The following is a 21,204-nucleotide window of genomic DNA, read 5'->3' on the forward strand; positions in this document are numbered from 1 at the left end:
TCGCAATCATGATGATTCAAACCCTGACACCACCAGACTCAATCTCTGAGCAGCGGCTCCATCACAAAATCTACTGGCTCAACCAGTTGTCAGGAGAACGCCCAGAGACAGCTATTCTCACCGACTATCGGCGGCCTGAACACTACAGTCCTAACAACGAGTCTGTAACATTTGAGCTAGATGATCGCCTGTCTCAAGCCATCCTCCAAATCAGTCAGGCATCCGACTTTTCCAGCTACTTACTGTTGCTATCGGCGTTCAGTTGCGTGCTGAGAGTATATAACCGCAGTGATGATCTGATGTTGGGAATCCCAGCTTATTCTTTCCCTGAAAATCACTCTGAGAATGGTGAGCGGTTAAGCAATCCTATTGCTAGATCCGTTCTACCTTTACGCCTGCAAATTAATAATCAGCTCAGCTTTAAAGAGGTCTTGCAGCTGGTTAAAGAGGCTACCATTCAGGCGTATGTTCATCAACATTATCCATTAGACGATCTGCTGGGAACGCTAGACCTACCGCGACTGGATCACCGTTGTCCGCTGTATGACATTGTGGTAGCGCTCGACAATCTGCATCCTCATCCCGCTGATAGAAAGCAGGATCTAACGGTGTCCTGGCATATCGATGCAGCCAGTATTTCAGGGCGAATTGAATACCGCAATTCTCTATATCAAAATGGAACAATTGAAGCCTTAATCAGGCACTTAATTAATGGACTGGAATATGCAATCGCACATCCCAATCGTCCTATTTCACAACTAAACCTGTTGAGAGATGAGGATGTCGATCAATTACTTAAAGCTTTTAATCATAATTCTCAATCGTATCCCGCTGATCAGACGATTCAAGGCTTATTTGAATCTCAGGTTGAGCAATCTCCTGATCAGGTTGCTGCCGTTTGTTGGAATGAATCCATTACCTATCAAGAACTAAACTCGCAGGCTAATCGGCTAGCTCGATGTTTGCAGTCAGCAGGTGTGCAAACGGGCGATTTTGTTGGCATTTTTCAAGAGCGTAGCCTTAATTTTCTGCGCTCAATTCTGGCCATTCTCAAGGCGGGTGCAGCTTATGTTCCAATGGATAGTGCCTATCCGCCTGAGCGTATCCAGTATATGCTGCAAAACAGCGAAGTTAGCGTCCTCTTAACTGATGCTAAAACGAGAGAATCAATTGTTGATAATAGTCAATACTATCCTCACTTAAAGCACATCATTTATTTAAAAACTGATGGTAAGTTTGAAGCCTATCTTACGTCTTCAAATGAGCCAGCATCATGTGAAAATCTGTCTGATAAAAATCTAGAGATAACCTGCCATAGTCGTGACTGGGCGTATATGCTCTATACCTCAGGCTCAACTGGATTGCCGAAGGGAGCGATTATTCGCCACGATGGAGCCATTAACCATATTTATGCTCAGTTTGATGCTCTGAAATTAGATGAGAATCTACGATTTCTGCAAACTGCTCCGGCCTCTTCTGATATTTCAGTCTGGCAGTTTTTGGCTCCGCTGCTGATTGGAGGCTGCACCGTCATTACGGATACGGAAACCGTTTGCGACCCTCAAGCCCTGTTGCAGATGCTTCAAACCCACAGCATCACCTTGGTGGAACTCGTTCCTGTGGTGCTGAAAGGACTTCTGAACTATGCGGCTCAGTTGCCGGATCAGGTGCGATCGCTGCACCAGCTCAACTGGATGATGGTCACGGGAGAAGATGTCTCGGTCAATTTGGTCAATCAGTGGCTACATCTCTATCCGTCGATTCCAGCAGTGAATGCCTATGGCCCAACAGAAGCAGCGGATGATATCACGCAGCAAATTATCGCAACTCCATTGCCTGAACATCAGCGATCGGTGTCCATCGGTAAGCCGTTGGCGAATCTGAATCTCTACATTGTGGATGCTCAAATGCAGTTGGTTCCGGTGGGGGTGCCGGGTGAAATTTGTGTTTCCGGCATTGGTGTGGGTGAGGGCTACTGGCAGAATTCTGAGAAAACAACGCTGAGCTTTGTGGCCAATCCATTTCTGAACTCAGGTCACATTACGACCCAGCATCATTCATGTCTCTATAAAACAGGAGACTTAGGCCGCTGGCTACTGAATGGCTCGATTGAGTATTTGGGTCGCCTAGATCATCAGGTCAAAATTCGCGGCTTCCGGATTGAACTGGGTGAAATTGAGGTCGCGTTGAGCCAGCATCCGGCTTTGAAAGAGGCCGTCGTTATGGTGCGGGAGGATCGACCGGGTGATAAGCGTCTGGTGGCTTACGGTGTACCCAATGCGGAATCCGCCGTTGAGACGCTTGAAACGCTGGAACTACGCCGTTTCCTAAATGAAAAATTACCCGACTACATGGTGCCCTCAGCCTTCGTGCTGATCGAGCGGTTGCCCCTGACTCCCAGCGGCAAGGTTGATCGCAAAGCTCTACCTGCTCCAGAAGGGAATGCCCTGGCCTCTGCAGAGGCCAGTCGGGCTGCAACCCCTGTGGAAGACATTCTGATAGGCATCTGGGCTACGGTCTTGGGGTGCAATCGGCCTGGGATTCACGATAATTTTTTCGAGCTAGGTGGCCACTCGCTGCTGGCCACGCTAATCATTTCTCAGGTGCGGCAGGTGTTTCAGCTAGAGCTACCGTTGCGTCGGTTGTTTGAATATCCCACTATTTCCCAGTTTGCGATCGCAATTGAACGCGAGTCTCAATCGGGTTTAGCAGCACCGCCGATTGAACCTCAGAGCGATACTAACAATCTAGTGCTGTCCTTTGCTCAGCAGCGGATGTGGTTTCTGGCTCAGCTTGAACCGGATAGCCCTTTTTACAACCTACCTGTGGCCGTTCGCCTCCAGGGTGAGTTGCATCAGCTGGCGCTGGAACAAACGTTCAGCACGATTCTGTATCGCCATCGGGTGCTGCGAACTCAGATTGAAACCGTTGCGGGTCAACCTGTTGCCAATCTTTCAGTGGATTCAGATGTTGCGATCGCACAGATAGACTTAAGCGGACTCTCTCAACCAGAGCAGGAGGCGGAAGTCCAATGGTGGATGACGGCAGAAGCCCAGCGTCCCTTCAATCTCAGTCGTGAGCCACTGATGCGGGTTAGCCTACTGCACCTAGAGCAACACGACCATATTCTGCTAATTACCCTGCATCACATTGCTGCCGATGGTTGGTCGATTGGCGTCCTGGTCAACGAGGTAGCTACTCTCTATCCAGTCTTTTGTGCTGGACAACCATCTCCTCTGCCCCAGTTACCAATTCAGTATTCAGACTTCGCCGACTGGCAGCGGCAGTGGTTACAGGGTGAGGTATTGGAACAACAGCTCACCTACTGGCGCAAGCAGCTTGCCGATGCTCCAGCACTGTTGGAGTTACCTACTGATAATCCCCGACCAGCCGTACAGCGTTTTCAAGGAGACAGCTACAGCTTTACTTTAGATACCAAACTATCAACGGACTTGCAACAACTCAGTCAGAGCACAGGCTGCACCCTGTTTATGACGCTACTGGCGGGGTTCAATCTTCTGCTCAGCTACTATAGCAACCGGGATGATATTGTTGTCGGCACACCGATTGCCAACCGCAACCGGGCAGAAACCGAGAGACTGATTGGCCTGTTCGTCAACACCCTGGTGCTGCGAACGGATCTGTCGGATAACCCCAACGTTACCGAACTCTTGAGCCGCGTCCGAGAGGTAGCCCTGGGAGCCTATGCCCATCAGGACTTGCCCTTTGAGCAGTTGGTGGAAGAACTGCAGCCAGAGCGATCGCTGAGCTATTCGCCGCTGTTCCAGGTGATGTTTATTCTGCAAAATGCTCCGTTAGATGAGATTGAGCTACCAGGTTTGATGCTAACGTCGCTGGAGAGCGACAGCGGCACGTCTCAGTTTGACCTCACCCTCATACTGGAGGAGCTGCCCAAAGGACTGGTGGGGACGGTTGAATACAGCACTGACCTATTTGAAGAGACGACAATTGCGCGACTGGTGGGTCACTACCAAACACTGCTATCCGCCATCGTTGCCAACCCCAAACAGCGTTTGTCAGAGCTAACCTTGCTAACGGAGGTGGAGCAGCGTCAGTTGGTGCAGTGGAATCAGACGCAGGTGGACTTTCCCATAGACCTGTGCCTGCATCAGCTCGTTGAAGCCCAAGTGGAACGGACACCCGAAGCAACGGCCCTCATCTTTGAAGATCAGCAACTCACCTACGCTGAACTCAACGCCAGAGCGAATCAACTGGCCTACTACCTGCGATCGCAGGGAGTCAAACCCAATGATTTGGTCGGAGTCTGTGGAGATCGATCACCGGAACTGGTGATTGGACTGCTTGGCATCCTTAAAACGGGTGCAGCATACGTCCCCCTTGATCCCTCTTATCCCCAAGAGCGATTGAATTGGATGGTTACTGATACCCAGATGCCGATTCTATTGACTCAGGAGCACTGGCGCGATCAACTGCCTCAGCATAAGTCCCAGGTGGTGTGCTGGGATCTTGATAGTGAGGCAATTTCCCAACAGCCAGACCCTAATCCCGAGCGACGAGTGGGAGCAGATCATCTCGCCTATGTCATTTACACCTCTGGCTCGACAGGCAAACCCAAAGGGGTGCAGATTGAGCACCAGAGTCTGGTTAACTTCCTCTTCTCAATGCAACGCCAGCCGGGATTGGAGGCTACAGATATTCTCTTGGCCGTCACCTCAGTTTCCTTTGATATCGCTGCCCTAGAGCTATTTCTCCCCCTAATCACAGGAGCTACCGTAGCTCTAGTTAGCCGAACAGTGGCAATGGATGGGATACTTTTAAGTCGCCAATTAGAAGCTGTCGGCGCAACGGTGATGCAGGCGACCCCAGCTACCTGGCGGATGCTCCTGGCCGCTGGCTGGCGAGGACAAGTTGGGCTGAAAATTCTCTGCGGTGGTGAAGCCCTGAGTAGAGACCTGGCTCAGCAGTTAGTAACAACCGGAACTTCCGTGTGGAATCTCTACGGCCCCACCGAAACCACCATCTGGTCTACAGTTTATCCAATCAAGGATCCAAGTTCTGAAATCCCCCTTAGTAAGGGAGATTTAGGGGGATCTCTCCCCGCCACCCTGCCGATCGGTCACCCCATTGCCAACACCCAAATCTATCTTCTTGATCGTCACGGACAGCCTGTGCCCATCGGTGTTCCCGGCGAACTGCACATCGGTGGCGATGGACTCGCGCGCGGCTATCTCAATCGACCTGATTTGACTGAGGAGAAATTCGTCGTTCATTCTCAGTGGGGTCAACTGTATCGAACAGGCGACCTCGCCCGCTACCGTCCGGATGGCTCGATCGAGTATCTAGGTCGCCTGGATCATCAGGTAAAAATTCGCGGCTTCCGGATTGAACTGGGGGAAATTGAAACCGTCTTGCGTCAGCATTCAGATGTCCATGAGGTGGTTGCGATCTCCCGTCCCGACTTATTCGGAGAGCCGCAGTTAGTGGCCTATTTGGTCTGCCAGCCAGAACGTCAGGTAGACAGTGGTGAGCTACGCGAATTCTTACGGGCGAAACTGCCAGACTACATGGTGCCTGCGACCTATATGACGCTGGAGGCTCTGCCGTTGACCCCCAACGGGAAGGTCGATCGCAAGGCGCTGCCTGCGCCAGAGTTGTCCCTAGATACAGTCTCTGAGGGTGAACTGCCATCAACACCGATGGAAATGCGCCTGGAGCAGATTTGGATAGAAGTGCTTGGAGTCGAGGCCAGTCAACACCTTGGTCTGCACAGTAACTTTTTTGAGCTGGGCGGCCACTCGCTACTGGCCACTCAGGTGATTTCTCAGATCCGGCAGGTGTTTCAGGTAGAGCTGCCGCTACGTCGTTTGTTTGAATGTCCGAGCATCGCCCAGCTTACCCAGGCCATCGCAGCGGCAATTCAGGGAGGAGAAGTGCCAGATTTGCCTCCCATCCAGCCATGCTCTCCGGCAGAACCAATCCAGCTTTCCTTCGCTCAGCAGCGAATGTGGTTCTTGGCTCAGCTTGAACCGGACAATCCTTTTTATAATCTGCCAGTGGCCGTCCGCCTCCAGGGAACGCTGAATATCAACGCCCTGGAGCAGACTATCACCGAAATTATCCGTCGTCATCAGGTACTCCGAACGGCGATCGTAACCCAGCTGGGAGAACCCAGTGCCGTTCTTCAACCATCGTCATCTGTCTCTCTCACTCAAGTCACTTTGAGCCAAGGGGAACAGGATGCTGACGTTCAAGAGTGGATGGACGCAGAAGCCCAGCGCCCCTTTAATCTGAGTCGTGATCCGCTGATGCGAGTGAGTCTGCTGTGCCTGAGTCACAACGAACAGATTCTACTGATTACCCTGCATCATATTGCTACGGATGGCTGGTCGTTCGGGGTGCTAGTGAATGAGGTGGCAACCCTTTATCCCGCCTTTTGTGCTGGACAGTCCTCTCCATTATCTCCATTACCGATTCAGTATTCAGATTTCGCCGCGTGGCAACGTCAGTGGTTGCAGGGCGAAGTATTGGCAAAACAGCTCGATTACTGGCGCAAGCAACTAAGGGGTGCTCCAGCTCTGTTGGAATTACCGACTGACCATCCTCGTCCAGCCGTACAGCGTTTCCAGGGGGCCAGCTATACCTTTAACCTAGAGACCGAACTGTCAAGTCATCTTCAACAGTTGAGCCAGGATACAGGCTGCACCCTGTTTATGACGCTACTGGCAGGGTTCAATCTTCTGCTCAGCCGCTATAGCAACCGGGATGATATTGTTGTCGGCACACCGATTGCCAACCGCAACCGGGCTGAAACCGAGAGACTGATTGGCCTGTTCGTCAACACCCTGGTGCTGCGGACGGATCTGTCGGATAACCCCAACGTTACCGAACTCTTGAGCCGCGTCCGAGAGGTAGCCCTGGGAGCCTATGCTCATCAGGATTTACCCTTTGAGCAGTTAGTAGAAGAATTGCAGCCTGAGCGATCGCTGAGCTATTCTCCCCTCTTTCAAGTAATGTTCGTGTTGCAAAACGCTCCATTCTCACAGGTTGATCTGCCAGAATTGACCCTGACCCCGCTGGAGAGCGATAGCGGCACAACGCAGTTTGACCTCATCCTCTCACTGACAGAAACGGATGCAGGTCTGATGGGCACGGTGGAATATGACACGGATCTATTTGGGGTAGGGACGATCGCCCGTCTAGTCGGCCATTACCAGAAACTACTGGAGATGATGGTAGCTAATCAAGCCCAGCACATTGCAGATCTGTCCCTCCTGACTGAATCTGAGTTCCACCAGTTGATGCAATGGAATCAGACACAGGCTGACTATCCCCAAGATCGGTGTTTATCTGAGCTGTTCGCCACCCAGGTTGAACAAACGCCAGATGCGATTGCACTCATCTTCGAAGACCAACACTTGACCTATGCCGAACTCAATGCCCGAGCTAATCAACTCGCTCACTATCTGCAAACCCTAGGGGTGAAGCCAGATGATTTGGTGGGAATTTGTTGCGATCGCAGCCTCGACATGATGATTGGACTGCTGGGCATCCTCAAATCGGGAGGAGCCTATGTGCCGATTGATCCGGACTACCCGAGCGATCGCTTGGCCTGGATGATGAGTGATGCCCACCTAGCGATTCTGCTCACCCAACGCTCTCTAACGGATCAGCTACCTCCCCATCAGGCTCAGGTCGTTGAACTGGATGGGGATTGGCAGACAATTGCCCAGCAACCCCGACACAATCTCGCTAATCTGGCTACGGCAGACCACCTCGCCTACGTCATCTACACCTCCGGTTCAACAGGCAAGCCTAAGGGGGTGCAGATTACTCACCGCAGTCTGGTTAATTTCCTCTGCTCGATGCACAAACAGCCCGGTTTAACTGCGGATGACACATTACTGGCTATCACCTCGATTTCCTTTGATATCGCGGCACTGGAACTGTATCTTCCCCTGATTACCGGGGCAAAGGTCGTCGTCGCTAGTCGTACAGTAGCCGCCGATGGCGAACAACTCAGTGAACTGCTTAGCCGCACAGGCGCAACCATTATGCAGGCCACCCCCGCCACCTGGCGGATGCTGCTGACCGCAGGCTGGTCTGGACAAGCCGGACTAAAAATGCTCTGTGGCGGTGAAGCCCTGAGTGGCGATCTGGCTCAGCAGTTAATGAACATGGGAACTTCCGTCTGGAATCTCTATGGCCCCACCGAAACCACCATCTGGTCTACGATTTATCCAGTAAAGAACCAGCCACACAATCACACCGACTCCGAAGTCCCCTTTACCAAGGGGGATTTAGGGGGATCAATCCCTATCGGCCACCCCATCGCCAACACCCAAATCTATCTCCTCGATCGCCACGGACAGCCTGTGCCTGTCGGCGTTCCCGGTGAACTGCACATCGGCGGCGACGGACTCGCACGGGGCTACCTGAATCGACCTGAGCTAACGGCAGAACGATTTATTGATTTTGGATTGCCAATTGCCGATTTTGGATTAGAGCCAGACTCACAAATCCCTCCAAAATCCGAAATCGTTCGACTGAGCGCTCACGACGAAGTCCAAAATCCAAAATCCGTTCGTTTATACAAAACTGGCGACCTCGCCCGCTACCGTCCGGATGGCTCAATCGAGTATCTAGGTCGCCTGGATCATCAGGTGAAAATTCGCGGCTTCCGGATTGAACTGGGGGAAATTGAAGCCGTCTTGCGTCAGCATTCAGATGTCCATGAGGTGGTCGCGATCTCCCGTCCCGACTTATTCGGAGAGTCGCAGTTAGTGGCCTATTTGGTCTGCCAGCCAGAACGACAGGTAGACAGTGGTGAGCTACGCAAATTCTTACGGGCGAAACTGCCAGACTACATGGTGCCTGCGACCTATATGACGCTGGAGGCTCTGCCCCTGACACCCAATGGCAAGGTCGATCGCAAGGCGCTACCTGCTCCCGACCTATCCCGGACGCAGGATGAAATCGTCCCACCCCGCAGCCACACCGAAGCGACATTGGCTACCCTCTATACCGAAATTCTTGGGGTAGAGATAATCAGTGTCCATGACAACTTTTTTGAACTGGGGGGACATTCGTTACTTGCTACCCGCCTCACCTCCCGTCTGCGCGAAACCTTTGAACTGGAGCTCTCTCTGCGTAGCCTGTTTGAAAAACCGACCATTGCTGAACTGGCAGAACACATCGACGTTCTCCGGTTGGCGATTGCCCAAGCCCCCATCCCTGCTACTACAACCGAACCGGGTCGAAAGGAAATTGAACTATGAAACCGATTGAATCATTCTTATCCGATCTGTATCGCCTAGATGTCAAACTGTGGGTCGAAGGGACCGATGACAAACGTCAGGACGGCTCAGAACAGACTCGACTGCGCTGCAATGCTCCAGAGGACATTCTGACTGCCGACCTCAGCGCCCAGATCTCGGCTCGTAAAGCTGAAATCATTGCCTTTCTCAATCAGGCTCATGCCGCCTCCCATTTGTCCCTTCCCGAGATACAAGCGATCGCCCGTCCAGAGCATGTATCGTTATCGTTTGCGCAGCAGCGGCTGTGGTTTCTCGATCAGATGGAACCCAATAGTCCGCTCTACAACATTCCAGCAGCGGCTCGTTTAACGGGTACCCTGGATGCGATCGCACTCGATCAAAGCTTCAATGCCATCGTGCAGCGACATGAGAGTTTACGAACGGCCTTTCAAGCCGTAGATGGTCAGCCCGTTCAGATGATTGTGCCCGAATTAACCGTGCCTCTACAGCGTGTTGACCTCAGTACCCTTGACAAAGCGGAGCAGGAAGTTCGAGTGCTGCAACTTGCCCAGCAAGAGGCTCAGCAGCCGTTTGACCTCACCCAGGCACCACTGCTGCGAGTCACTCTGATCCGGCTAACGGATACTGAGCATGTGGTGCTGTTGACGATGCACCATATCATCTCGGATGCCTGGTCAATGGATATTTTGCTGCAGGAGTTAACCGCTCTGTATGGGGCGTTTTCAGCTGGACAGCCGTCTCCTTTATCAGAGCTGTCGATTCAGTATGCTGACCTTGCGGTCTGGCAGCGCCAATGGTTGCAGGGGGAGGTGCTAGAGCGGCATCTATCCTATTGGCACCAGCAGTTGGGTGGAAACCTGCCGATTTTGCAACTGCCCAGCGATCGCCCCCGTCCTCGCGTTCAAAGCTTCCGGGGAGCCAAGCACACCTTTACACTTTCGGCTGAGCTGACGGCAGCCCTCAAAGCCTTGAGCCAGCAAGCAGGTGTCACCCTATTCATGACTCTGCTGGCCTCGTTCAAGGTACTGCTCCATCGCTACACCGGGCAGGCAGATTTGTTGGTCGGTTCCCCCATCGCCAACCGCAATCGCTCTGAAATTGAGGGGCTGATCGGATTCTTTGTGAATACCCTGGTGCTGCGGAGTAACCTGGCCGACAACCCGACCTTTCGTGAGCTGTTGCAGCAAGTGCAGCAGACGACTCTAGCGGCCTATGAACATCAAGATCTGCCGTTTGAAAAACTAGTGGAAGAGTTGCAACCGGAGCGAGACCTCAGTTACAGTCCACTATTTCAGGTCAAGTTTGCGCTTGAAAATGCACCTACAAGCGATCTCAATCTTGCTGACTTGACAATGAGCTTTCTTCAGTTCGAAAGTTCGACGGCCAAGCTCGATTTGAGTTTGGACATGAGCGAAGAGGTGTCTGACACTGGGGCGGCTCGTTTAGGAGGTACCTTCGAGTACAGTACCGATTTATTTGACAAAGCAACGATTCAGGCAATGGCCGAACATTTCCAGTGCTTACTGACTGGCATCGTTGCCCATCCCGATCAGTGCATCTCTGACCTGCCGTTGCTAACAGAAGCCGAGCGGTATCAGCAGTTCGTGACCTGGAACGATACTCAGGTTGAGTATGCTCAGGACGAATGCTTTCATCAGCGATTTGAAGCTCAGGTTGAACAAACACCCAATGCGATCGCACTCGTTTTTCAAGATGAGCAGCTCACCTATGCTGAACTGAATCGGCAGTCCAACCAGCTTGCCTACTATCTGCAAAACCAAGGCGTGAAACCTGAGGTTGTAGTAGGGCTGTGCGTAGAGCGATCACCTGCCATGATCTTGGGACTGCTCGGCATTCTCAAAGCCGGAGGTGCCTATCTGCCGCTTGACCCCACCTATCCGCCTGAGCGGCTGGCTTTTATGCTGGCGGATGCGCAAGTGCCGCTGCTGGTGACGACCTCCACCTCAGCGACCCATCTGCCTAACCCTACCGCCCAGGTGATCAAGTTGGATGCCGATTGGCCGACCATTTCTCAGGAACCGGAACACAATCCCAGCAGTGCGGTTACGGTCGAAAACCTAGCCTACTTGATCTATACCTCCGGCTCAACTGGCACACCGAAGGGCGTTTTGGTGCCCCATGCCGGATTGGTCAATCTAACCGACGACAAGATTCGCACCTGCCAGGTGCGCCCCGATAGTCGCGTCCTGCAATTTTTCTCGCTCAGCTTCGATGCATCCGTTCCCGAAATTGTCATGAGTTTGGGTTGTGGTGCTGCCCTCCATCTAGCTCCCCCAGAGGATTTGCTACCAGGGCCGGGACTCCTAAAGCTACTGCGAGAACAGGCCATCACCCACATCACCGCACCACCCTCTGCCCTGACCGCATTACCACCAGCAGACTTACCCGCGCTGCAGATGGTGTTGGTGGGCGGCGAAGCGCCATCGCCGGAACTGATTGCCCAGTGGTCAAAAGGACGACTGTTCATCAACGCCTATGGCCCCACTGAAACCACCGTCAACGCCAGCATGGTGCCTTGTGAGGCTGGAGCAGAACCAACCCTGCGACCAGCGGCCAACAAGCAGCTCTATATCCTTGATCGCCATCTCCAACTCTTGCCCATTGGCGTACCGGGCGAATTGTATATCGGTGGCATCGGCCTAGCACGAGGCTATCTCAATCGGCCTGAAAAAACGGCAGCAGCCTTTGTGGATTTTGGATTGCCGCTTTTCGATGCTGGATTAGATACGGGTCAGTTATTATCTCCAAACTCCAAAATCCCTAGCGCAGCGCAGCAGAGCCATGCCTTTGAGGCTATAAATCCAGAATCAACTCGTTTATACAAAACCGGCGACCTAGCCTGCTACCGCCGTGACGGTCATATCAAGCTGCTGGGGCGGCTAGATCATCAGGTGAAGATTCGAGGCTTTCGGATTGAATTGGGCGAAATTGAAGCCCGCCTGGCTCAACATCCGGCGGTTCAGGAGAGTGTGGTGATTGTACGCGAAGATCAACCGGGCGAACGCCGCTTGGTGGCCTATGTTGCAACCAGCTCAGACCCAGCACCCACCACCAGTGAGCTACACCGTTTTGTCGCTAAAACCCTGCCCAAATACATGGTGCCTGCGGTCTTCGTGCGACTAGAGGCTCTCCCGCTCAATCCAAATGGCAAAGTCGATCGGCAGGCGCTACCCGCACCGGATACGTTGCGGCCTGCCCTGGCCGAGACCTTTGTGGCTCCCCGTAATTCGACTGAGACTTGCCTGGTTCAGGTGTTTGCTGACGTGCTTGAGGTCAAGCAAGTGGGAGTTCACGATGACTTCTTTGAGTTGGGGGGGCACTCTCTGCTAGCCACTAAGCTGATTGCTCGGTTGTTGAAAGATTTTCAAATCGAGTTGGCGATCGCAGATTTGTTCGAGTCCCCCACGGTTGCCGGTTTGGCTGAACGCATTGAGTCGCTGCGGCAGGCATCTGGTTCTCAATCAGCCTCCCAGGAGGCTACCCATCAAACTATCGCAGCGTTCCTCAAAGCTGAAGCCGTCCTCGACCCCACCATTCGCCCAGCACCCGGATCGAGTCGGGCGATCGCTCCAGCCTGTGGCATCTTCTTAACTGGAGCCACCGGATTTCTTGGCGCTTTTCTACTCGCGGAACTGCTGCAACAAACCACTGCCAAAATCTATTGTTTGGTTCGCTCACACTCGCAAGCATCAGCCCAACACAAGCTGCAAGCTAGCCTGACATCCTATCAGCTCTGGCATGATGCCTGGCAATCTCGCATTATTCCCATCGTTGGCGATTTAGCTCAACCCCGTTTAGGCCTCACTGAATCGCAGTTTCAGGCTCTGGCTCGTGATGCTGACATGATTTACCACAGTGGCGCATGGGTACACCATGCCTCGCCCTACTCCTTGCTCAAAGCCAGCAATGTTTTGGGCACTGAAGAAGTCCTGCGATTGGCCTGTCATACCAAGGTCAAGCCCGTGCATTTTATGTCGGCAACCAGCGTTTTTGCCCCCGCTGACGTTGCCAACCCCCAGGTGATCCGAGAACAGGAGGATATTACAAATCACGCACCGTTGGGCGGCTACAACCAAAGCAAATGGGTGGCCGAGCATCTGGTAGTAATGGCGGGCGATCGCGGCCTACCAGTTGCGATTTATCGGTTGGGCCGGATCTCGGGTCACAGTCAAACCGGGGTATTTAACCCCAATGACTTTTTGTATCGTCTGATCATCGGCTGTGTTGAGCTGGGCTATGTCCCGAAAGACGCAGAGATGCTGCTCGACATGATTCCAGTGGATTACGCTAGTCGTGCCATTGCTTACCTCTCTCAGCAGCCCAGCTCTCAGACGCAACCGTTCCACCTAGTTCATCCCCAGCCGGTTTCGTCCAGCATTCTATTCGAGGCCCTGAGATCGCAGGGCTACACCGTTCAGCAGATTTCCGAACAGCACTGGCGGAGCAAACTGCTGCACATCGCCGAAACCTCGCCCAATCACCCATTGTATCCGCTGATTCCCCTACTGACTGCTCCCAGTCAACCGTCTAGTGAACCGTCCCTGGAAGCTGTCCTCCGATTCGACTGTCAAAACACCTTGAATGGACTAGCTAAAAGTGAGATCGCATGTCCACCCCTCGATCAATCGCTCTTACACACTTACTTCACCTATCTCAGCCAGAACGGCTGGCTCAAGCAATCTGAACCTCAAACCTAACTTATTCCTTATTCACAACCAATTTGCCAAAAACTATGACCTCTTCTACCTCCCGCTACTCCGACTACGATCCCTGGGCCTGGTTATACAATCGCTCTGAGGCTCATCTGGCCCTTCAAGGTCTCATGCCCCTTTTGGACAAATTACTATTTCCCCACCTGCCTGAAAACGGCCAGATTCTAGATGTGTGCTGCGGCACGGGGCAGGTCTCCAAACAGCTGATCCAGCAGGGCTATCAGGTTACAGGGCTGGATGGTTCGGAGAAGATGCTGCACTACGCGCGTGAGAATGCACCCCAGGGTAAATTTTTGCTGGACGATGCCCGCTCCTTTACCCTGCCATCTACCTTTGATGCGGCGATTTCAACTGACTCCTCTCTCAACCACATTATGAGTCTAGACGAGCTACAGCAGGTATTTCAAAACGTGTACGCCGCCCTGAAGCAGGGCGGACGTTTCCTATTCGACTTGGGTCTGGAAAATCGATATCGCAATATCGAGGTGAATGATGGGGAACTGCAAGCTGATTACGCCTGGACGGTGGGAGAAACTTATGATGCAGACAACAAAACGGGCACGTTTACGATCACGCTGTTTCAGCCTGCCGATTCCGACGCATCCCCCAGCCTGACAAACTCGGACAAGAGATCGCATTCCATCCCCCAACGGCTCAAGCGCTTTGTTTACAATCGAGTCCTGCGCGTCCTGCGTCCCGGCCTTTTACCCCAGCTAATTGATAAGTATTGGCAATCTTTACCCATGACCTTTACGGCTAAGCCCTATTCTCAAGCTGAGGTACGAGCTGCTCTGGAAGTGGTGGGATTCACCCAGGTCGAAGTCTATGATTTTCGGGCTAGGAGAGCCACTCCTCAACGGAAAGATTACGCCTACTTCCTAGCCCAAAAACCCAGTGGTCAAGCTTAAATCATTGATATTAGGTAGGGGCAATAGCCATTCATCCCTACTAGGTGATTTCTTGAAAAGAAGCCCCGTACTAAATTGGATGAATTAGGATGTCCCACTTGGGTAACTGAGGATGTCTCTCCAATCGTTTCTCAATGCCTTTCATTGCTTGTTTAGTAAGCGAAATTCCTGTTTCATAAGTCTTCTGTGTCACAGTTACAACGGGGTGATTCCCCTTCCAAGTCATGGTGCTAGCCCATCCCAACAGGGTATCAACATCGGTTAATAAGGTTCCGTTCCAGTGTTGCTCCAAAATCCCCCAACATCGCTCAATGGGGTTGTACTTGCTGTGATAAGGCGGATAGTACAGGAGTTGAATAGCGGTGCCGATGTGATCGCTAAATGCCACCAGTCGATTGAGGAACTGAGTGCGTACCCCACTATTCTCAGGACCGTTATCCAACTTGATCTGGATGAGCTGCAGGGTTTGCTGTTCGGTGGGGGCCAGGGTGTTCCACCAATCCTGGAGATTATCGACCATAAAATCGCTCGTTTTGTGAGAATGGCCAAAAATGATGTGTAATGTATCGGTATCCTCCTCTAGGATGCCGCAGGGAATATATTTTGGCCCACTACCCATATCGTGATCACAGGCTTTCGTTTGGGTTCGAGTCTTGCCCCGACGAGAGGACTCCCCTAGTTCAACGGTGGCTTTGCAATCGATGCTCAATCGTTTGACGGTACCGTCATGGTCTTTCAGGTCTTTGTGTTTGAGGTTGGCAAAGACGGCATCGGTTTCCGGCAGTTTTTTTGGGGTTTAGCTTTGAGGACACGACGGAGTCGATAGCCTAACCGATTCAAGACGACGGCCATGGTACTCTTTGCCGGTACAGACTTGGGGGGAAATCCTTGCGCTCTCAAGTGGGTGATAGCGGCAGCCGCTGTTAAGCGGGTATAGGCAGTTGAGCTGGAAAAGGTGGGGTCTTGTTGGCAATGGGCTTCTGCAAGCTCCCGTAAGGCGGTTGCGACCTCTGGGTGAAGGTCTTCCCAACGTTTCCTGCCACAGAAACCCGACTGAGCACCCACACAAATCATGCCTGTTCGCTTCTCACCTAAACCTGTTGCCACCGTATTTCGACCCCAGCCAAAGATAATTTCTGTGAGATTGGGGTTCCCGTCACAGTATTTGAGGGCGATGTCTGCCTGGAAAGCCCGGCGGCGGGCTCCTGTCATTTTCGAGGAGGCAAATTTCAGATCTTCAAGTTGATTCCAGGTTAATTGGTCACGCATGCTCAGAGTTAGATTCAATGCATCACTATTACATTCTGTGCTCAGAAGTATGTGAGGTCTTTCCTAGAAATCGCCCTAGATATCCAGAAAGTACGTTTCGCAAAGAAAAAAGTACGTTTTACGAAGAAAAGCTAGGCTACATCCTCCTATGATAGTCTCAGATTTACTTGAGAATAATTCTCGATTGCTATTAGGGTGATGTCATGACCCAGTCTCTTTTAGACTCCCAATCTAATCCTCAGCAAAGTCCTCAATTGGATCCTCAGCGTGCCTATTTGGACAGGTTCATTGTGCGTTACACCCAACGAACTCAAACCTCCAAGGCGATTGCCCAATTCTCTCGTTCCGTCCTGGCCGATCCGAGGCAATCGGAATGGTTTAGTCCAACCACCAAAGAGCTGTGCTACCTGGTTGTGGGCGAGCGATCGCAGGGATCGCGGGTCTGGGATGTCAACGGGAACGAGTACATTGACCTAATTATGGGGTTTGGAGCCAACCTGCTGGGTCACAATCCACCATTGATTAAAGAGGCATTGCAGGCACAACTGGAAAAAGGCATCCAGCTCGGCCCCCAGGCCGAATATGCGGGTGAGGTGGCGGCCTTGATTAGTGAGCTGACAGGTTTAGAGCGGGTCGCGTTTAGCAATACGGGTACGGAAGCGGTGATGACCGCGGTGCGGCTGGCGCGAGCGGCAACGCAGCGGACTAAAATTGCCGTCTTTACCAATTCCTATCACGGTCACGCCGATGGGGTCTTGGTAGAGCCTGGATTTCCCCTGCCCAGCATTCTACAGCGATTGCTGGGGGGGCTCGTCTCCCGCTTAAATGCCCGCGCTGTGCCAATGGCTCCAGGCATTCCCAAGGTGATCGCTAAAAATGTTTTAGTTCTAGACTACGGCAATCCGGAATCGCTCCAAGTGATTAAAGCTCATCGCCATCAGCTAGCCGCCGTCTTGGTGGAGCCTGTTCAGAGTCAGCAGCCCGACTTACAGCCTAAAGCGTTTCTGCATGACTTGCGGTCAATCACCCAGGATTCCGGCATTGCGCTGATCTTTGACGAAATGGTGACGGGATTTCGCCTCCACTTAGGAGGAGCACAGGCATGGTTTGGCGTTGAAGCTGACATCGCTACCTATGGCAAGGTGGTAGGTGGTGGCCTCCCCATCGGCGTGATTGGGGGTAAAGCCGCTTATCTCGACAAGATTGACGGCGGTCAGTGGGCCTATGGCGATGACTCCTACCCCTCAGTAGAGAAGACCTTTTTTGCCGGTACCCACTGCAAGCACCCCTTATCAATGGCAGCGGCACGGGCTTTACTCCACCATCTCAAGCAGCAAGGGCCGACCCTGCAAGAGCAATTGAATCAGCGCACCGCTTGTTTTGTGGAACAGTTCAATGCTTTTTTAGCCGTCAATTCTTTGCCTATACAAATGGCTCATTTTGGCTCTTTCTTTAGTCCCGTTTTTCGTCAAGATGCCAGTCCATGTACAATTTCCGCGCTGATGCCGGGGTTCGAACTGTTGCGCTACCACCTGCTTGATCGGGGCATTTTGCTGCGCGGTGAAGGTGGCGGCTTTCTATCAACTGCCCATACAGATGACGACATCAATGCTATCACTCAGGCGATGAAAGATAGCATCGCTGAGCTACAGTCAGCAGGCTTTTTTCCGACCTCATGACGTTCCCTGCTTTGCCTCCCAGGCTCTATTTAGTCGTTCCCTGGGATTTACCGATTCAACACCCACTAGATGATGTTTATAAAGACAAACTGGAGCGATCGCTTAAACAGTTCTTGATTGCCCTAGATCAAGATTCTGATCAAGTGGCTCAAGCAATTATCAATCGGGAACTTTCTCGTCTTGATCTCAGCTCTGTCTCCCCCATTGCATTAACCTCAACTCAAACTGCTCTTAAGCCCTGCGAAGTCGAAGATTTTGATGCTTACTTTGAAGTCAACCACGTACAAACTAACGAACCTGCTACCTGTATGATTTGGAGTCTGCTAGTTTCCTACCAAGCATTTTTAACACTATGTCAGCAAAAACATGACTTTTATCTGGAGCATATCACCCAGCAAAAACAGGGATTTAGGAGCTATACAAACTTACTATCTAGAGTTTTTGATCTCAATTTGGAGTGAATAATAATTCAATTCCCATGATCACGAATGCTACTATCACGAATGCTGATCCCCAGCAAATATGGAAAAAATGCCATTGGCTATTCTTCATCAACATTCAGGGACTAATTCTTTCCCTGCGTCGCTTTGAGCGAAGTCTGGCTGCAAACAACTTATCCCAAGCCCGTGTAGAGTTGGAAACGGCGACTGATCTGATGCTGGCCTCTGGCTCAGCAATGGAATTGGCAGGGTGCCTTAGTCACCAAGAGTATGAGCACCAAGTTCGGCCAACAATGGCTCCACCTCATGTCACGACCCCTGACTTTAGTGGTCTGATGTCGTGGGAACATGCCGCCCTTATCGAGATTTGGAAGAAGCTGCGCCCAACCTTTGCAAACCTACCTGACTCTTTTTCAGCTCAGCATCAGCAGTTTGTTTCCGCCTATTTCAGCTTATCCAATGCCCACAGAGCAGTTTGCCAAAAGTTTGGTGGAGATCAGATGGGCAGTTTACGCTGTGATCATATAACCGCCGTTCAGGTCTTGGACAAATTTACGAAAAATCGCTGGAAGTTAATTGACCCCAAGCGCAAAACCGCTCCAGGTTGCCCATTTCGCTAGGTAAGGGGAGTTTGCTACATGAAAGATGTGGGTTTGATGAACACGCTAATCGCAATCCTGACTGATTTGGGAGTTCCTAAAGATTGTCTGCATTCTGAAGCACGATTACATAAGGATCTGCAACTGGATTCGACTGAAATCGTTGAAATTTCTTTGGCGCTCAAGCGCCGATTAGATGTGCGAGTCAAGCTAGAAGGTCGGCAAGATATGACTTTGGCTCAGGTCTGTGATCGGATCGAAGTGGCTCAGCTTACTAATTCAAATTCAGCTCATGGTTCTTGACGTGCAGGGAAAATTGGAGTGCTTAGCACGGAATGTTGATGTTCAGTATGGAGACATCAAAGGTGTGGGTATAGATATTGTGTCAGTTGCCCAAATTGCAAACTTAGTTGAGCAATTTGACTGCCAATCTTTGGCTCTGCTTTTCACTCCAAATGAGTTGGATTGGTGCCAATCGGCAGGGATTGAAAAAGAAGAGCGAAACCGCGCTTTCGCTCTCTGTTTTGCCACCAAAGAAGCTGTTTCCAAAGCGCTCACAACTGGTTTAGTTGGCATCGAATGGACTGACATTGAAGCTTACTTTGAAGCCGATAAAATTCATAACCCGATCACCGTGATGCTATCTGGTGCAGCTAGGGTCCACGCTCGGAATCATCATATCCAGTGCTGGCAGGTGAACTGGTGGGAATGGGATGGGCACGTCATGGTTCATGTCTTGAGTTTCCTAAGGGAATAAGGAAAATCATATGGGATGCATTTCTGCACAATTACCGGATATTTTTAATGTGGCGGCCTATTTCCTCGATGGCGAGGTCGCCCAGGAAAATAGTGAGCGAATTGCCCTGTTTTATCAAGAAGAAACCTACACCTACGGCCAGCTCCAGCAGTGGGTACAGCGGGCAGCGAGATCGCTGCTTATGGCGGGTATTGAACGAGAAAACCGGATTGCTCTGCTCCTGCCGGATTCCCCTGAACTCGTGTTTGCCTTTTGGGGAGCCATCTGGATGGGGGCGGTTCCTGTGCCAATCAATACTGCCTGTAGTGTCGATGAAGTTCGATATATCTTACAGGACTCGCGAGCCAAACTGTTGGTGACAACCGAAGACTGGCAGGCTAAGTTATCCCCCATTACATCGCCCTTTTTGCAGCATACGTGGTTAAACACTGGAGAAACTCCCTTGTTATCCCAATTAGAGCAGTTGCCGGCAACTGCGATCACAGCCGCTACGTCTCGCGATGAACCTGCCTTCTGGCTTTATACCTCCGGCAGCACCGGCAAGCCCAAAGGCGTGATTCATCTGCATCAAAGTATGGTGGTCTGTGTAGAACACTATGCCAAAACGACCTTAGGACTCCGCCGCGACGACATTACCTATTCAGTGGCGAACATTCCCTTTGCTTATGGATTAGGCAACACACTTTATATGCCGCTGGCTGTGGGGGCAGCAACGGTGCTATCCGACGCCATCAATGCCTTCGACATCGTGGCCGACATTCAGCGCTACCAACCCACCGTATTCTTCGGCATTCCCAGCGTATACGCCAACCTCCTCGCCATCCATGAGATCGAACCGCTTAACCCGGCTGGTTTGCGTCTCTGTGTCTCGGCAGCAGAGCAACTGCCTGAAAGTCTCTGGTATCAATGGCGGGCAACGCATAACCAAGAGATTTACGAAGGGATTGGCACCACAGAGTTTTTGCATATCTTCCTTTCCAATCAACCCGGAGCTTGCAAACCAGGGACCTCGGGACGGCCCGTTGCTGGCTATGATGTGCGGGTGGTGGACGATGAGGGACACTCTTGTGCAGTGGCGGAAATCGGCAACCTAGTGGTCGGAGGAGAGAGCCTGATGGGGGGCTACTGGAATCATCTGCAAGCAACCCGACAGGCGATTCATGGGAGCACAATGCACACAGGAGATAAATATCAGTGCGATGCCGAGGGCTATTTCAAATTTATGGGACGTAAGGACGACCTGTTTAAGGTGAATGGCCAGTGGGTTTCGCCGATGGAAATTGAGGATGTGTTGCACCAGCATCCCCAGGTACTAGAGGTAGCTGTGTTGCCTGAATCCCAGGCGGAGGAACGGCTTACCCAGGTGATCGCCTACATTACTCTCAAAGCCGGAAACCCTCCATCCCCAGAATTAGAAACCCAAATCTGTCGGTTTGCTAAACAGCATCTGCCCCATTTTAAGGCGCCTAAAACTGTTCAGTTTGTGGATGCCTTACCGCGCACGCCAACCGGAAAAATTCATCGCAAATCGCTGGGTGTTGTGCATTCGTAACGTCAGCACC

Annotated in this window: 9 protein-coding genes and 1 pseudogene; 9 read left to right on the forward strand and 1 reads right to left on the reverse strand. The window is 51.9% G+C overall.

Annotated features, from left to right (window positions below):
* The first annotated feature begins 11 nt into the window (after positions 1-11).
* Genes AM1_RS29780 through AM1_RS29790 form a run of 3 tightly spaced genes read left to right on the forward strand, consistent with a single transcriptional unit; the run spans position 12 to position 14,898 of the window.
* Positions 12-9,257, forward strand: coding sequence for a non-ribosomal peptide synthetase (locus AM1_RS29780; RefSeq protein WP_012166733.1), 9,246 nt, complete (start codon positions 12-14; stop codon positions 9,255-9,257).
* Positions 9,254-13,975 (forward strand): non-ribosomal peptide synthetase, encoded by a 4,722-nt coding sequence (locus AM1_RS29785; RefSeq protein WP_012166734.1) that lies wholly within the window; start codon positions 9,254-9,256, stop codon positions 13,973-13,975. The genes AM1_RS29780 and AM1_RS29785 overlap by 4 nt, the downstream gene beginning before the upstream one ends.
* Positions 13,976-14,010: 35 nt before the next feature.
* Positions 14,011-14,898, forward strand: coding sequence for a class I SAM-dependent methyltransferase (locus AM1_RS29790; RefSeq protein ID WP_012166735.1), 888 nt, complete (start codon positions 14,011-14,013; stop codon positions 14,896-14,898).
* 70 nt (positions 14,899-14,968) lie between these two features.
* Here AM1_RS29790 and AM1_RS44520 read toward each other — a convergent pair.
* Positions 14,969-16,167: pseudogene (locus AM1_RS44520) on the reverse strand (ISAzo13 family transposase).
* Between the two features lie 203 nt (positions 16,168-16,370).
* Here AM1_RS44520 and AM1_RS29805 point away from each other — a divergent pair.
* The 6 genes from AM1_RS29805 to AM1_RS29830 are packed head-to-tail and all read left to right on the forward strand — an operon-like array spanning position 16,371 to position 21,194.
* A complete protein-coding gene (locus tag AM1_RS29805) occupies positions 16,371-17,846 on the forward strand; it encodes an aspartate aminotransferase family protein (protein WP_012166739.1) in 1,476 nt (491 codons plus the stop codon).
* Complete coding sequence (locus AM1_RS29810; protein WP_012166740.1) at positions 17,843-18,307, forward strand: hypothetical protein; 465 nt, start codon at positions 17,843-17,845, stop codon at positions 18,305-18,307. The genes AM1_RS29805 and AM1_RS29810 overlap by 4 nt, the downstream gene beginning before the upstream one ends.
* A 17-nt stretch (positions 18,308-18,324) precedes the next feature.
* Entirely contained in the window at positions 18,325-18,906 is a 582-nt protein-coding gene (locus AM1_RS29815; RefSeq protein ID WP_049783864.1) for a hypothetical protein, read from the forward strand.
* Positions 18,907-18,924: 18 nt separating this feature from the next.
* On the forward strand, positions 18,925-19,188 hold the full coding sequence (locus AM1_RS29820) for an acyl carrier protein (RefSeq protein ID WP_012166742.1): 264 nt from the start codon (positions 18,925-18,927) through the stop codon (positions 19,186-19,188).
* Positions 19,178-19,642 carry a holo-ACP synthase gene (locus tag AM1_RS29825; RefSeq protein ID WP_012166743.1) on the forward strand — a complete coding sequence of 155 codons (465 nt, stop codon included), beginning with the start codon at positions 19,178-19,180 and terminating at the stop codon, positions 19,640-19,642. Before AM1_RS29820 ends, AM1_RS29825 begins: the two co-directional genes overlap by 11 nt.
* Before the next feature lie 10 nt (positions 19,643-19,652).
* A complete protein-coding gene (locus AM1_RS29830) occupies positions 19,653-21,194 on the forward strand; it encodes a benzoate-CoA ligase family protein (RefSeq protein WP_012166744.1) in 1,542 nt (513 codons plus the stop codon).
* Positions 21,195-21,204: the final 10 nt, after the last annotated feature.

It is taken from the genome of Acaryochloris marina MBIC11017, from assembly GCF_000018105.1.
Lineage (GTDB): Bacteria > Cyanobacteriota > Cyanobacteriia > Thermosynechococcales > Thermosynechococcaceae > Acaryochloris > Acaryochloris marina.